The sequence below is a fragment of the Streptomyces sp. NPDC052721 genome (assembly GCF_040678315.1).
Classification (GTDB): Bacteria; Actinomycetota; Actinomycetes; order Streptomycetales; family Streptomycetaceae; genus Streptomyces.
On record NZ_JBFATL010000007.1, the window covers coordinates 139,332 to 153,625 of the forward strand.

At 71.9% G+C, this 14,294-nt stretch carries 13 protein-coding genes; 6 read left to right on the forward strand and 7 right to left on the reverse strand.

The window, feature by feature from the left end; all coding sequences use genetic code 11:
* The first annotated feature begins 75 nt into the window (after positions 1–75).
* On the forward strand, positions 76–291 hold the full coding sequence (locus tag AB0L21_RS09915; RefSeq protein ID WP_365701823.1) for a hypothetical protein: 216 nt from the start codon (positions 76–78) through the stop codon (positions 289–291).
* Positions 292–1,013: 722 nt separating this feature from the next.
* Here the strand turns inward: AB0L21_RS09915 and AB0L21_RS09920 are convergent.
* On the reverse strand, positions 1,014–1,655 hold the full coding sequence (locus tag AB0L21_RS09920) for a carbonic anhydrase (protein WP_365701825.1): 642 nt from the start codon (positions 1,653–1,655) through the stop codon (positions 1,014–1,016).
* 357 nt (positions 1,656–2,012) lie between these two features.
* On the opposite strand from AB0L21_RS09920, the gene AB0L21_RS09925 reads away from it, so the two are divergent.
* Both AB0L21_RS09925 and AB0L21_RS09930 read left to right on the forward strand, forming a co-directional pair.
* Positions 2,013–3,266 (forward strand): SpoIIE family protein phosphatase, encoded by a 1,254-nt coding sequence (locus AB0L21_RS09925; RefSeq protein WP_365701827.1) that lies wholly within the window; start codon positions 2,013–2,015, stop codon positions 3,264–3,266.
* Between the two features lie 388 nt (positions 3,267–3,654).
* Entirely contained in the window at positions 3,655–4,941 is a 1,287-nt protein-coding gene (locus tag AB0L21_RS09930) for a hypothetical protein (protein ID WP_365701829.1), read from the forward strand.
* Here the strand turns inward: AB0L21_RS09930 and AB0L21_RS09935 are convergent.
* From AB0L21_RS09935 to AB0L21_RS09960, 6 genes are all read right to left on the reverse strand, one after another.
* A complete protein-coding gene (locus AB0L21_RS09935; RefSeq protein WP_365783231.1) occupies positions 4,925–6,739 on the reverse strand; it encodes an asparagine synthase-related protein in 1,815 nt (604 codons plus the stop codon). The genes AB0L21_RS09930 and AB0L21_RS09935 overlap by 17 nt on opposite strands.
* Before the next feature lie 10 nt (positions 6,740–6,749).
* Positions 6,750–7,364 carry a lasso peptide biosynthesis B2 protein gene (locus AB0L21_RS09940; RefSeq protein ID WP_365783233.1) on the reverse strand — a complete coding sequence of 205 codons (615 nt, stop codon included), beginning with the start codon at positions 7,362–7,364 and terminating at the stop codon, positions 6,750–6,752.
* Positions 7,365–7,699: 335 nt separating this feature from the next.
* Positions 7,700–9,982, reverse strand: a complete 2,283-nt coding sequence (secD, locus tag AB0L21_RS09945; RefSeq protein WP_365783235.1) for a protein translocase subunit SecD — start codon at positions 9,980–9,982, stop codon at positions 7,700–7,702.
* 96 nt (positions 9,983–10,078) lie between these two features.
* Positions 10,079–10,525, reverse strand: a complete 447-nt coding sequence (locus AB0L21_RS09950; RefSeq protein ID WP_365783237.1) for a hypothetical protein — start codon at positions 10,523–10,525, stop codon at positions 10,079–10,081.
* Positions 10,526–10,619: 94 nt separating this feature from the next.
* Complete coding sequence (locus AB0L21_RS09955) at positions 10,620–11,321, reverse strand: response regulator transcription factor (protein ID WP_365701840.1); 702 nt, start codon at positions 11,319–11,321, stop codon at positions 10,620–10,622.
* A gap of 2 nt (positions 11,322–11,323) precedes the next feature.
* Positions 11,324–12,277 carry a sensor histidine kinase gene (locus AB0L21_RS09960; RefSeq protein ID WP_365701842.1) on the reverse strand — a complete coding sequence of 318 codons (954 nt, stop codon included), beginning with the start codon at positions 12,275–12,277 and terminating at the stop codon, positions 11,324–11,326.
* Positions 12,278–12,624: 347 nt separating this feature from the next.
* Between AB0L21_RS09960 and AB0L21_RS09965 the strand changes: the two genes are divergently transcribed.
* The 3 genes from AB0L21_RS09965 to AB0L21_RS09975 are packed head-to-tail and all read left to right on the forward strand — an operon-like array spanning position 12,625 to position 14,178.
* A complete protein-coding gene (locus tag AB0L21_RS09965) occupies positions 12,625–12,936 on the forward strand; it encodes a TraR/DksA C4-type zinc finger protein (protein WP_365701844.1) in 312 nt (103 codons plus the stop codon).
* A gap of 46 nt (positions 12,937–12,982) precedes the next feature.
* A complete protein-coding gene (locus AB0L21_RS09970) occupies positions 12,983–13,357 on the forward strand; it encodes a TraR/DksA C4-type zinc finger protein (RefSeq protein ID WP_365701846.1) in 375 nt (124 codons plus the stop codon).
* Positions 13,354–14,178, forward strand: a complete 825-nt coding sequence (locus tag AB0L21_RS09975; protein WP_365783239.1) for a rod shape-determining protein — start codon at positions 13,354–13,356, stop codon at positions 14,176–14,178. Before AB0L21_RS09970 ends, AB0L21_RS09975 begins: the two co-directional genes overlap by 4 nt.
* Positions 14,179–14,294 lie beyond the last annotated feature (116 nt).

Sequence of the window (14,294 nt, forward strand, 5' to 3'; positions counted from 1 at the left end):
TTGGATCACCGAGTGTGCGGAGGAGGGCGGCACGTCGTCCTGCACGATGCGCGCGCGGCGCTGCACGAAACGCGCGTGTGTTCCGGAGCCGGCGAGGCGCGCCGCGCTCGTCGCACGCGGGCCAACTGGTCCGGCGTACCGGCCCCCCTCCCCCTCACCGTGGGCCCGGTCGTGTGCGCGGTGGGCATGGTGACGATGCTGCGGGTCGGTGCCGGTGCCTCGTACCTGACGGACGTGCTTGCCGCGCTGCTGGTCATCGGCGCCGGGATGGTCACGATGGTCGCTCGCTGACCGTGGCCCTCCTGTTCGTCCGTGGACGGCTCGAACGCCGCAGTGGCGAGCGGTGTCGACAACGCGGCGACGCGCGCGTCCGTCCGGTGACTGCGGCGGCCCTGCCGATGCTGGTGGGCATGGGCCCAAAGGCCCACCTCTCGGGTACCGCCTTCGACGCGTCGTTCGGCGGTGCGATGCCGCTGTGCGCGGCACTGCTGTGCGGCGGGGCCCTGCTGGCCTTGGTGACGCTCGGCCCCGCCGCCGACGTCCCTCACCGGGTGCGCCGGCGCACCCACGGGTGGCTCATGGAGCCGCCTGCGGTGCCACGGCTCGCGCACCCCCCGCGCACCACTGACGGGAGCAGAGCCGATGACCAGTGCGTCTCCCCCACCGCTGCGGCCCATGCCGGAGGGCTACCGCTTCCCGTCCGGCTCCCGGCGGCGTGCCGGGCGTCGCCGTCCCGGACGAACGCGTCCCGCGGATGCCGCACGGAGGCCAGGGAGACGAGATCCCGGCCGAACAGGGCCGCGGTGAGCCAGACGGTGAGGACACCGATCTCGCGTTCCCGACACCGGAGAACCCTCCGTCCACGAACATCGAGGACGACCTGTCCGAAGGCCACGCGGGTCGCCTACCTGCCGCACGGCCTGCTCACCCAGATCCGGTGGGTTCCTCATCCACGTACACGGGTGTCCTTCGGTCACGGCACACGTCGCGCTGAGCAGCCGCGGCCGGGGCGGTCAGGACGCGGCGGGAACCGCCGCGTCGAGGCCGTGGGAGGCGACGAGCTGTGCACTGCCGTCGGCCAGGCGGTAGCACAGGCCCACCACGGCGGCCTGGCCGGCGGCGACCTTCTCGGCGAGCACCCGGGAGCGGTCCAGCAGCAGGTCGACGGTGTGCCTTATGTGCTCGGCGAGAATCTCGCCCGGCTCGACCCGTCCGGCGGCCCGCGCCGCCAGCACGCTGGGCGTCACCCGCTCGACGACGTCCCGGACGTACCCGGCCGGTGTCATGCCGTCCTCCAGGGCGGCGCACGCCGCGCCCACCGCGCCGCACGAGTCGTGTCCGAGCACCACGACCAGCGGGCAGCCCAGCACGTCCACGCCGTACTCGATGCTGCCCAGCACTTCCGCACCCACCACGTGGCCTGCGGTGCGTACCACGAACAGGTCGCCCAGGCCGCGGTCGAAGATGATCTCGGCGGCCAGCCGGGAGTCCGAGCACCCGAACAGCACGGCGAAGGGCTGCTGGGAGGGTGCGATCTCGGCGCGGCGGGTGGCGTCCTGGTTCGGGTGCTCGGGGGTGCCGGCGACGAAGCGCTCATTACCGGTCAGCAGCAGCTCGAAGGCCTCACGGGGCGTCGGGGTCTTGATCTCGGTCATGACCGCAGCTTAGAACCCGGCACCGGTCGTCGCACCGCCAGGTCCCCTCGGCCGTCGCCGGGCCGGCCGATGCGGGCGCCTTGGGCATCGTCCCCAGGCGCCGGGCGTGGGCGGCCTCGATGCGGGACCGCGGCGCACAACGCTGTACCCGGTCCCGTACGGCCGGCCCCCTGCACGCTCCGGGAGCGCCCACCGGCCGCCACGGCTCACTGTCGTCCGCCAGGCCCGTACGACGAGCGAGGCGCTGGCCGAACGAGGGGGCCGCCCACGGCCCAGCAGCGGAGACGGCGGGCGCGGACGGAGGACGGCCCGTAAGTTGAGGGTGAGGGCTGTGGGGGCCGGAAGGGAGTGCCACCGGTGGCATCGCGGGTTGATCACGCGGCACTGTTCGCCGCCACACCGAGCCCGTACCTGGTACTCGGCCCGGACCTGGTCATCGTCGATGTGAACCAGGCCTATCTGGAGGCCACCGAACGCACCCGCGAGGACCTGCTCGGCCGGCACGTCTTCACCGCGTTCCCCGAGAACCCCGCCGACCCGGAGGCCGACGGGGTCCGCAACCTCGACGCTTCCCTGCACCGGGTCCTGGCCACCGGCCGGCCCGACACGATGGGCCTGCAGAAGTACGACATCCCCGTCGTGAGCCGGCCAGGCGTCTTCGAGGAACGATGGTGGTCCCCGGTGAACACTCCCGTCCTGGGCCCGGACGGGCAGGTGGCCTACATCATCCACCGGGTCGAGGACGTCACCGCCTTCGTCAAAGCCCACCAGGCCTCGCGGCCCGCCGGCGTCCGGGTGGGCCAGTACCTGGAGGAAACCCAGGCGCTGGAGGCCGAGCTGTACGCGCGGGCGCGGGAGCTTCAGCGGCTGAACGAGGAACTGCGCCAGGCCCACACGCGGGAACGCGAAGTCGCCCTCGCCCTGCAGGAAGCCATGCTCCATGCCCCTGACCTGGCCCAGCACCCACACGATGTGACGGTGCGCTACCTGCCCGCCACCGGCTCCCTCAACGTGTGCGGCGACTGGTACGACGTCGTCGACATCCCACCCGACCGGCTCGCCCTCGCTGTCGGCGATGTCATCGGCCACGGCCTTCAGGCCGCAGCCGTCATGGGGATGCTCCGCAGTGCCCTGTCGGCGGCCACCCGCGCCCTGGAACGCCCCGCCCAGGCCCTGGAGGTCCTCGGCCTGTACGCCCGGTCCATCGAGGACGCTCTGGGCACCACCGCCGTGCAGGCGCTCGCCGACACCCGCAGCCACCTGATCACCTACAGCAACGCCGGCCACCCCCCGCCGATACTCCTCCACCCCGACGGCGACTGCGCACTGCTCGACCAGGCCACCGACCCACCGCTCGGCGCCCGCCCCCAGCACGTCCCCCGCCCACAGGCCAGCGTGCCCTACAAACCCGGCGACACTCTCGTGCTGTACACCGACGGACTGATCGAGCGCCGCGGCGAGGACATCGACGCCGGTCTGGGGCGCCTGACCGACGTGCTCAGCGAGTGCGGCCGCCTCGGCACCGAGCAGCTCGCCGACACCGTCCTGGCACGCCTCGGCGTCTCAAGCGGTGGCCGCGACGACGTCGCGCTGATCGTCGTGCGACTCTGACCGGCGAGCAGACCCGCCCGCCTTCCCGTGCTGGTGCGCGTCCGGCGACGAGGGCCTGTGCCTGGCCGTTGCCACGATCAGCGGGATCAGCAGGCACGGCGACCGGTACGCCCGCGAAGGACCACGCTCAGTGCCCCTGCCGCCCGACCGCGTCAGGGGACCGAGGAACGGACCGTCTTGTCGGACACACAGGGGCCCGCCTGGTCGCGGCTCCCCATCCGGAGGCACGCGGATGGCGAGCGGAGCGATCACCACGGAGGATGAGTACGCGTCCCTGGTGGCAGATCTCCTGGTCCGCTGAGGGTCTGTGAAGGAGGCACCCCGTGGAAAGCGTCGACACAGGCCGGTTCGGAGCCGCGGGAATCTTACCGGCGGTGATCTGGTGAAAATGCACGGCAACTCGCCCGACAAGTCGCGTCAGAGGGCGCAACGGACGCTGGCGAAAGCACAAGCCAGACCGTCGCGGGTCTCCCTGGCGTTGGTCGCGCTGGTCCTCCTCGCGACGACCGGGCTGTTGGGCTGGTTCGGCATCGAGGACTTCGTCGGGGCGCTGACCTTCGCCGGCCGCATCACCGGTGCCGTGCTCATCGCCGTGGCGTTCGCCGCGCTGCTGGGCGCCGTCGCGGCTGCTGACCATTGGCTGTGGGAGACCTTTCGCTACTCCGGGCTGGTGGTGCTGATCGGCACGTTCGCGGCCTTGCTGACCAACTTCCTCGTGCTGGCCGAGATTCTGAAGGACGGCGATTCCACGTTCTTCAAGGCGCTGTTCAGCGCGCTCACGGCGGGTTCGGCACTAGCTGTCTTCGCGGTGTGCCGCACATCGATCGACATCCCCGCTCCGAAGCGGGTGGCCGCGACGCTGATCGTCACCACGGTCATCGCGGTGGCGAACTTCGGCTACCAGAACCTCTACCTGCCGTCCCAGCGCGAAGTGCGGCCTGTCATCAGATTGTCCGTGGGAAAGCCGATGACGAATCCGGATCGCAAGGCGTTTTCCGTGCCGGTGGACATCACGATCGAGAATCGCAGTGATGCGGCTTTCTACGTTCTGGGCACCGAATTCCACGCCATGGCGGAACGGGTGCCGCTGAGTTCGCAGGACCGGCTCCGTCAGCAGTGGCGAGCTGATTCCGAGCAGTGGGCGAAGTTCGAGGAAGTCAACCCGGTCTCCCGCAGGGAGATCCACCAGCCCGGCGAGTTGGTGTCGGCGCAGCCGTGGATGCCCTACGGAGGATGGATCTACGCCAGCGACACGTTCTCGTCCCGAGTGGTCGTGCAGCTTCCCGTCGACACCCCGTACGACCAGCTGGCGTTCTATGCGAGCGCGCACCTCACACGCAAGGACCGAACTCGTCTGGAGAATCTCAGGTTCACCGGGTACAGCTGGCGTGGCGCCCAGCTGCCCCAGTGGCTCAAGAGGCGCGAGGATTTCGACTCCATCGTCTACGGGAGCCGTATACACGAGAACAACGTGATCGACGAAAAGACGAGGAAGCCTCGGTACATGACCGTGTACTGGCGGTTCGGCACCCATGGCGTCAGCTTGCTGGAAACCATCACCACGGCGGACGGCAGGAACGAGTCCCAGGAAGCGGTGGAAGGCCGGTACGGCGTCCGCCAGGTCGAAACCGGCCCGGTCGAGCGGCCCCTGTCGGACATCAAGAACCGGCAATGACCGGCAGGGCCGCGGCGGGTACCGGAGACCGCTCGTCCAGCAGTCCCTCCAGCCACACCACCAGGGCGAGCGAGCCGTTCATACGGTCCCAGGAGGCGGAGTCGCCCATGCCCAGCTGAGCCTCCCGCACCGCCTGGCAGAGTCTGTCGATGTCGAACATCTCCGCGATGAGCGGATGCCGTGCGGAGCGGCACAGGTCGATGAGGTCGTCGCCGTGCGACCGCAGACCATGGACGTACGGCCCGTTGAAGGGGATCTTGTCCGCTCGGTCGCGTATCCGGGGCGGGAGCATGTCCGCCATGGCCTCGCGCAGCACCGTCTTCGGGCGGCCCGGGCGGAACGTGGCTTCGGCGGGGAGGCGGCGCATCGTGGCGATGACCTCCGGGTCGAGGAAGGGGTGCGAGAGGAAGAATCCGTTCTGCGGTGCGCAGCGCCAGGACAACGGGTCGGGCGCGGCGAGGTAGTTGGCCGCGTCGTAGAGCGACTGTTCCGGCGCGCGCCCGAACAGGAACCGGCTCTCCCCGACGCGGGCCGCGCGGTAGCCGTGAGCCCGTGCGAATCCGCGTCGCAGCCAGGGCGGGCGCGTGAAATGACCGAGGCCCCCGAGGACCGTTCCGCGGTGGACGAGCCGGGTGATCCGTTCGGCTGTCAGCGGCAGCGCCGGCTGCACGACGTGGGTGCGGACGATGTCGCGCACTCCCTGGTCGCTCGCCGCGGCCCGGAGCCGCGCCTGACGCGTCATCTCCCGGAGCCGTCCGGACCGGGCCAGCCGGTGCAGATGAAACGGGTTGGCGTCCACGATCGGATCGGCTCCGCATCCGGTCAGGAGGATGTCACAGCCCAGCTCGGCCGCGGCGGCATGCAGCCTGCTCCAGAAGGGGGCACGGAAGGCGTGGGCATGAGGCTCGTCCGAGTCCCCGGCGTGGTGCAGGAAGTCATCGAAGTCGGCCACGTCGTCGGTGTCGACGATGACCGGGCGGGCGCCGGGTGCCTGTCTGCGGACCGCCTCCACCGCCTCCTCCAGGTACGGCCGCTCCGCGGCCAGCTCTCCTGTGCCGAAACGCCCGGCGAGCAGGACCAGGTCCCCGGTGCTGCCCTCCTGTCCCGCGGCGAGCAGACGGGCCGTGAGCAACGCGACGCTGGTGGAGTCGGTGCCGCCGGAGACATGGCAGGCGATCGTCCGGCCGAGGCGGCGCCCGACAGCGTGCTCCAGCGCGCGGCGCAGCTGCTGCCCGGGACCGGATCCGTCTGCCACCGGTGCCGGCGAATCGACGGTGCGCCCGGTGCGGCTCAGCCGGTGGCCTCGCATCCGCCCGGTGACGGACAGCTCCACCACCTCGCCGCCGAGGATCCGGTGTACCCCCGCGAACGGGGTCAGTTCCGTGTGCGGTTGCGCCATGTTCCCGGTCAGATACCGGCAGAAGTAGCGGTGTTCCAGCTCCGCGGCGCTGCCCAGGCCGCGCGCCGACGTACTCACCGCGCTCACCCGGCCCTCGGACTCCCTGAAGAACAACGGGATGCGCGCCTGCTCGTCCCGCAGCAGCAGAACGCGGTCCTGGTAGACCAGGACCGCCGCGAAGTCGCCGGTGGGCAGGGGCGGTTCGGACCCGGGCGGGGCGAAGGCGCCGAGGAGAGCGTGCGCGCCCGCCAAGCGGTCGTGGACCGAGCCGGCCCAGCCGACGACCGCTGCCGTGCCGGCGGGTGAGGCCACCGTCGTCACGAGTCCCTGCCGGACCATGGCCTCGGCCGTCCGGAGTTCGGGTGCGTCCCCGGCGAACTCGACTCGGAGCGCTTCCATGCCGCCGCCCTCAGCAGCCGATCGAGAGGACCGGTGTGAAGGCGTGCCCTCGCGGGTCGGCGTCCGGGATGCACAGGCCGGCCGCAGATGTCCAGGCGTGCAGGGCGAACGGGTGCTCGCGCACGCCCACGTGCAGTACGGCCTCGAAGCCGCGCCGCCGCAACAGGACGAAGGCCGTGACGGCCTCGGTCTTGCAGTCGCCGTTGACGAACCAGCTTCTGCGGCGGGCTGCTTGAACCGCTCGTTTCAACCGTGCGACGTCCGCCGCGGAAGGGGTGTCCGTTCGGGCGTACTGCGGGGCGGCCAACGGCAGCATCCGAAGGACGCGTCCGAAGCCGAGCGTCCGGATCAGCAAGTGCCCGCCGCGCAGCCAGAGTCCGACCTCGGCATCCGTGTCCGCCTGCCGGCGGGCCGCCGCGCATCCGGCTCGGACGAGACCGGTGACGAGGTCCGCGCGTTCCTCGGAGCTTTCGTCGGCGAACTTCTCGACGTCCGCCGTCGCCATTCCGAGGAATCGCGTCCGCTTCCAGTCGGCGATGAGCGCCCCTCCGGGCAGCCTGGTGACGCGGCAGTGCGGTGAGAGGATCCGTGTCAGGGCCACCAGGGCGTCGCGGTCCCGTGTCACCGCACGGCCTCCCATGCCCCGGTGCACGGTGTCAGGACTGATGTCCGTGACCGTCGTAGTCGCCGCCGCTGAAACCCCGGATCAGACGGCCGCCGCCGAGAAGGACAAGGCCACGCGGCATACGGCGCCGCAGAAATCGGATCAACATCGCCTACCTCCAGAACCGGTGGCGTCGATCAACTCAAGGCTACTCCGGCTCGAATGCCTCGCAACCCGATACGTCCGTCCGGGCGGTGCCGCACCAGCGGGCTTCGGGCGACGGCACCCGCGGTCGTCACCGGCTCCGGAGCAGCGGGGCCCGGTGGCTTTCCGCGCGCCACCGGGCCCGGGCCGTATCAACGGGCGGGAATATTCCGGTCGGATGAGGAGCGACGGACTGGGTGCGGCCGGTCGCCGCGCCGGTGGAGTTCCAGGGCCACCGGGGCAGCGGTGAAGACCGAGGAGTACGTGCCGATCGCGAGGCCGACGAGCAGGGCCAGGGCGAAGTCGGTGAGCGAGGACCCGCCGAGCACGGCGAGGGCGGTGAGGATGAAGGCGGCGCCCATGCCGGTGTTCACGGTGCGGGGCAGGGTCTGCAGGATCGCCTGGTTCGCGATGCCGGGCAGCGGTGTTCCGGGGGCTTCGCGGGCCAGTTCCCTGACGCGGTCGAAGAGGACCACGGAGTCGTTCACCGAGTAACCGATGACGGTGAGCAGGGCTGCCAGGAACACCCCGTCGACAGGCTTGCCGAGCCAGGCGAAGACGCCGACGAGGATCACCACGTCGTGGGCGAGGGCCGCGACCGCGGCGGTGCCGAACAGCAGGCGGAAGCGCGCCGCCAGATAGACGAGCTGCGCGCCTAGGGCGACGGCGAGCGCGATCAGGGCGCCACGGCGCAGCTCCTGCCCGAGGCTGGGGCCGATCAGTTCGTCGCGGACCTTGTCCGCCCCGCCGGCGAGGTCGCGTACGGCGCCGGTGACCTCGGCCTCCTCGGCGTTGGTCAGCTGCTCGGTGCGCACGGTCAGGCCACTGTCGCCGGACGACTGCACGACGGCCCGGGGGAAGCCCGCCTCCGCGAGCGCGGTGCGGGCCCGGTCGGCGTCGACGGGGGCGCTGGTGGCGTACTCGATGAGGCGGCCACCGGTGAACTCCACACCGAGGTCGAGGCCGCGCACCGCGATGCCCGACGCGGCCAGGACGAGCACGGCGGCGGACGTGGCCAGCCAGCGGCGCGGGTGGCGCATGAGGTGGGGGTCGCGCCGGGTGAGACGGTCACGGACGGCGCCCGTGGTCGCGATGCCGGTGAGGCGGGGGCGGCGGCGCAGGCCGGGGCGGCCGGCGGCGTACTCGGCGAGCACCCGGGTGATCACCAGGGCGCTGAACATGGAGGCGAGCACGCCGATGCCGAGGGTGACGCCGAAGCCCCGCACGGGCCCGGACGCTAGGAAGAACAGCAGAGCGGCCGCGATCAGTGTGGTGATGTTGGAGTCGGCGATGGCGCTCAGCGCGTTGCGGAACCCGGCCGCCAGCGCCGAGCGGACACTGGGGCGGCGGCGGGTGGCGTACTCCTCGCGGGCCCGTTCGAAGACCAGCACATTGGCGTCCACGGCCATGCCGATCGCCAGGACGAAACCGGCCAGGCCCGGCAGGGTCAACGTGGCGCCGAGCACGGCCAGAGCGGCGTAGGAGAGCAGGCCGTAGCAGACCAGGGCGACGGCGGCCAGCACCCCCATCAGCCGGTAGACGACGATGATGAACACAGAGGTCAGCGCCGTGCCGATGGCCGCCGCCCAGGCGCCGGCCGCGATGGCCTGCGCGCCCAGGGTCGGGCCGACGGTGCGCTGTTCGACGGTCTCGACCGGCACGGGCAGAGCTCCGCCGTTGATGAGAAGGGACAGCTCGCGGGCTTCCTCGGGGCCGAAGGAGCCCGTGATCTGTGTGGCGCCGTCGCGGATGCCGGTCCGGCACGCGACGGACGGGTCGACCTGTGGTGAGGAGATGACCTTGTCGTCGAGGACGATGGCGACCCGCCGCCCCGGGTCGCCCGGCGGGTGACAGGCGGCCTCGCCGGTCAGCCGGGCCCAGCCGTCACGGCCGGCGCCCTCGAAGCCGACGGTGACGTGCCATCCGGCTCCGCCCTGCTGGTCGAAGCGGGCGGCGGCCTCCTTGACGTGCCCGCCGGTCAGGGCCGCGGCCCCGAGGCGCAGCGGTGTGCCGGACTCATCGGGCAGGACGTGTTCCCGGGGCCGTTTCGGCAGGGGCCGGGAGCCGTCGTCCGCGCTGTCAGCGGTGCCGAGCACCGGGTGGAAGCCGAGCTGCGCGGTACGGCCCAGAACGTCGGCGGCCTTCTTCGGGTCCTGGACCCCGGGCAGTTCGACGAGGATGCGGTCGTCGCCGGAGCGGACGAGGGTGGGTTCGGCGACGCCGAGCGCGTCGATGCGGTCGCGCAGCACCTCCAGGGCGCGGTCGGTGGCCGCGCGGTCGGCGTCGGTGGTGGCGGTGGACCGGGTCTGCAGCACGATCTGGGTGCCGCCGCGCAGGTCGAGTCCGAGGCGGACCGGCACGGTGACGGCGATGTACAGCGATACGGCGGTCACGGCGAGGGCGAGCAGCGCTCTCACACGGAGTGAACGGGTCAACGGGGGCCTCCGGCAGGCACACCACGGCCACGGCGGCGGCCGGAGAGAGGGCGCGGCCGGGGGGCGAGGTGAGCGGTGGGCGGACAAGAGGGGGTGTCAGGTGCCGGAGGCCTCAGGCGGTGCCCGTCCACGGACACGGGGTGCGTGAGCATCCGAGGAGGGAACGTGCCCGGCCGATTCGGTGAGCCGCGCCAGGCGGGGCGGGATGACGGTCGTGCCCTGGGCACAGGCGGCGGGGTGGCAGCGCGGAGCAGGATCCTCGCGGTGCGGCTCGTGACGCGGTGCCGCCCGGACGATGCGGACGCGGTCGCACCCGTCGTCGGCGTGCGGTCCGGCGTCCCGGTAGTGGCCCGCCGCTGCCGCCGCTCCGGCCGCCGAGCCCCCCGTGATCGCGGGTCCGGCGAGGCCGACCGCGGCCAGCAGCGTCAGGACGACGGCCGCCAGCAACGCGACGGCAGAGGGCCGGGCACTGCCGGAGCGGGGGGCGGTGCGCGCGGGGCGGTGCGTGCCCGAGCAGGGGGCGGTGCGCGCGGGGTGGTGCATGCCCGTCCCCCTCTCGTCGTGGTGTGCGGGTGCCGCCGGGCGCAGGCTGTTCGGTCTGGGATCGGGCGGCTGCCGGCGGGGGTCGGCCGGGAGATCAGGGTTCGATCAGGCCGACGCGGATGGCGTAGCGGGTGAGTTCCAGGCGGTCACGCAGACCGAGCTTCTGCAGCAGATTGGCGCGGTGCCGCTGTACCGTCTTGATGCTGATGAACAGCAGCTCCGCGATCTCCTTCGACGAGTTCCCCTCAGCCACCAGCTTCAGGACCTCCTCCTCGCGGGGGGTGAGGACCTGATCGGGGGCCTCCTCGCCGCGTCGAGCGCGGTCCAGATAGTTGCGGATCAGCGCGGTGACCGCACCGGGATACAGGAACGGCTCGTCCCGCATCGCGGCCCGGCACGCGGCGACCAGGTCCCGGTCGGCAACCGACTTCAGCACATACCCGCTCGCGCCGGCCTTCAGAGCCTGGAAGAAGTACTGCTCGTTGTCGTGCATGGTGAGCATCAGGATCCGCAGACCCGGCTTGAGGACGGCCAGTTCCCGGGCGGCCTGCAAGCCGGTCATGCGTGGCATGGCGATGTCCAGCACGGCCAGGTCGACATCACGGGTGCGGGCCAGCTCGACGGCTTCGGCGCCGTCGCCGGCCTCGGCCACCACTTCGAGGTCCGGTTCCTGGTCGAGGATGAGCCGCACACCCCGGCGGACCAGTGCGTGGTCGTCGGCGAGCAGGATACGGATCGTGTTCCGGGAGGCCCCCCAGGGCGGTGTTTCCGTCGGGGAAGTCGTGGTGTCGGGCATGGTCAGGGCTGCTTCCTGGGAGCGGACGCGGTGAGCTGGACCCGGGTGCCGGTACGGGGTGCCGGGGTGATCTCGAGGCTGCCCCCGATGAGCAGGGCCCGCTCGCGCATGCCGCGGATGCCGGCGCCTTCGCGGGGGGCCTTGATGCCGGAGCCGTCGTCGGTGACCGTCAGCACCACGCTGTCGTCGGCATGGCGCAGGGCGACCGTCACCCGCTGGGCGTCCGCGTGACGGGCGACGTTGGTCAGCGACTCCTGGGCGACGCGGTAGAGGACCAGTTCGGTCTCCGGCGCGAGGGCGGGCAGGTCGGCGTCGAAGCGGCGGCTGACCTGCAGCCCGGTGTGAGTGGCGAAGTCCTCGGTGAGCGAGGTCAGCGCACTGACCAGACCCAGGTCGTCCAGCACGCCGGGCCGCAGCCGGCGTACCAGGCGACGGACCTCGTCCAGGCTCTCCCGGGTGATCTCCTGCACCTCGTGCAGCTCTTCGCGCAGTGCCGCCGGTGCGTCGTCCGCGGCCCGCTTGAGGCCCAGCAGGATCGCGGTCATGCTCTGGCCGACCTCATCGTGCAACTCCTGTGCGATGCGGCGGCGTTCGGCCTCCTGGGCCAGCAGGGCCCGGGCACTGCTGGTGGCCCTTTCGTGTTCCAGCCGTTCCAGCATGGCGTTGAACGTGCGGATCACCTCGGCGACCTCGCCGCCTCCGGAAGCGGGCAGACGCTGGCCGGGGCGCAGCAGGTCCACGGTGGTCATCAGCTTCGTGAGCCGGTCGAGCGGGGCCAGGCCGAGCCGTAGCAGCGCGGCGTTGGCGACCAGCATCACGGCCAGACCGCCGACCAGGATGACCGCCTCGGTGAGCAGGACCGGCACGGAGACGGTCACTGGAGCCCACAGCAGCAGCGCGGTCGCCGTGCCCAGCACCACGGCGTTCAGGGCGAAGATCCGCCAGAACAAGGACACCGGCCCAACGCCTCCCCTTCTACAACCTCGCTCCACCTCCACTGTCGGCCATCGCGCGGCCCCACCGCGTCCACGGTAGCGGGGCGCTCGGGTACGCCTGTGGCCAGCCTTCCCCGTCCCGCGTGCCCCGTCGATGGGGTCCGGACCCCATTTCCCGGGGCGTGCACCACCCATGGCCCGTCCGTATGGGTCCCTCGCCCCGGCGTAGATGGGGCCCGCGCCCGATAGGTGTCCGCCGCCGGCCCGGCCATGGTGGGAGGCACACGATCACCGCCACACGAAGCGTGCGGCTCGGCGACACCGCCGCGCTGTGCGCCGCCCAGAAGCCTCGCAGAAAGGGACTGACCATGTCGCTCGATGTCACCCGGGCGGAACCCCATCCGGACGAGGCCCGACGGCACCTGGAACACGCCCGCGTCTCCCGGCTGGCCCAGCTTCACGCCCTCGACGAGACCAGGCAGACCACGGACGCGTACCTGCTGTCCGAGCAGAAGGCCGCCATGAAGCGGGTCCTGAGGGAGATCGAAGAAGCCTTCACCCGCATCGACGACGGCACCTACGGCACCTGCCAGGACTGCGCCAAGCCCATCCCCGCGGAACGGCTGGAGATCCTCCCCTACACCCGCTACTGCGTCGCCTGCCGGCGCCGGGCCACCTGACCTGCGCCCGCAACCTCCTGCCCTCCCCTGCCCTCGAAGGGGTGAAGTGGTGAACCACCAGACCATCGGTCAGAGCACGACACACCTGTCGGCCGAGGACCTCGCCGCACTGCGCCGGCACCTTCATGAGCAGCGCCTGTTCCGCCAGGAGCAACTGCTGCAGCTCGCTGCGCCGGTCACCTCACGCACCGAGGACCGGCTGCGGCGGCGGGCCGCCGCGCAGATCGAGGTCCTCGTCAAGCTCTCCGCATCCGCCCGTATGGTTCTCGCCGACGTCGAGGCAGCCCTGGAACGCATGGACGACGGATCGTACGGCACCTGCCACCTGTGCCGACGCCCCATCGACCGGGAACGGCTGATGATCATTCCGCAGTGCCGCTACTGCGCCCGCTGCCAGCAGGTCAGGGAGGCGATCCCATGACCGGCATCGACCGGCCCCGCACCACCGCTGCCCGGCACCGGCCCTGGCCGCTGTGCCGGCGCTGCAGCGGCATCGCCCTGGACATGGGAAGCGCCCGCACCCGCGCCTGGATCGCCGGCAGGGGTGTGGTCGTCGACGTACCCACCGTGACCTTCCCGGGCTCCGGCGCGGTGCACCCCATCCAGCGCGGCAGCATCATCGACACCCTGGAGTGCGCCCGCATGCTGCAGCGGCTGCTCGCGCACCGCCTGCCCCGCTTCACCCGCCCCATGGTCATCGTCACCGCACCCGTCCTGGGCGGCGTCGCCTACCGCACCCAGGCCCGCACCGCGGTCGACGTGCTGCGGCCGCACAGCGTCCTGACCGTGCCCGGCGCCCGGGCCATCGCTGTGGCGGCCGGCGCGGACCTGTCCCGTCCGCTGATGGTGGTGGACATCGGCGCCCACCTCACCGAAGTGGTACTGCTGGACGACGGCGACATCACCGACGCCCGCCGCACCGCCCTGGGCACCAGCGATCTGGACGACACGACCACACCCTCGGAGATCGCCGGGGCGGTGGCCTCGATGCTGACCGCGATGCTCCGGCAGGACCGCTCCTCGCTCAGCGTCGATGCGGTGCACCGCGGCATCCTGCTGGCCGGTGGAGGTGCCTTGCGTCCCGAGATCACCGCTCCCCTGACCGAGCAGCTGGACATGCCGCTGCGCGTGGTCCCGGCCCCGCACACCGCATCGGTGCGCGGCGCCGCCAAGCTCCTGCAAGCCGCCCACACACACCCCTCCGCCTCCGGCCCTCTCCCACCGGCTGTCCGCCCCCGCTAGGCCCTGTCGTGACTTTCGGATCAGCCCCGACTCGGAGGGGCGGTGCCTTGCCGGTGCCGATGAGGGGGCGCGCGTGCAGCCGCAAGGCGGAGGAGGGAGCCGACGCGGCGCGGCGG

Excerpts from the sequence above, each read along its gene's own strand:
- AB0L21_RS09920 (WP_365701825.1), bottom strand. The coding sequence starts at position 1,655 with ATGACCGAGATCAAGACCCCGACGCCCCGTGAGGCCTTCGAGCTGCTG.
- AB0L21_RS09930 (WP_365701829.1), top strand. The coding sequence starts at position 3,655 with ATGCACGGCAACTCGCCCGACAAGTCGCGTCAGAGGGCGCAACGGACG.
- AB0L21_RS09935 (WP_365783231.1), bottom strand. The coding sequence starts at position 6,739 with ATGGAAGCGCTCCGAGTCGAGTTCGCCGGGGACGCACCCGAACTCCGG.
- AB0L21_RS09950 (WP_365783237.1), bottom strand. The coding sequence starts at position 10,525 with ATGCACCACCCCGCGCGCACCGCCCCCTGCTCGGGCACGCACCGCCCC.
- AB0L21_RS09955 (WP_365701840.1), bottom strand. The coding sequence starts at position 11,321 with ATGCCCGACACCACGACTTCCCCGACGGAAACACCGCCCTGGGGGGCC.
- AB0L21_RS09965 (WP_365701844.1), top strand. The coding sequence starts at position 12,625 with ATGTCGCTCGATGTCACCCGGGCGGAACCCCATCCGGACGAGGCCCGA.
- AB0L21_RS09975 (WP_365783239.1), top strand. The coding sequence starts at position 13,354 with ATGACCGGCATCGACCGGCCCCGCACCACCGCTGCCCGGCACCGGCCC.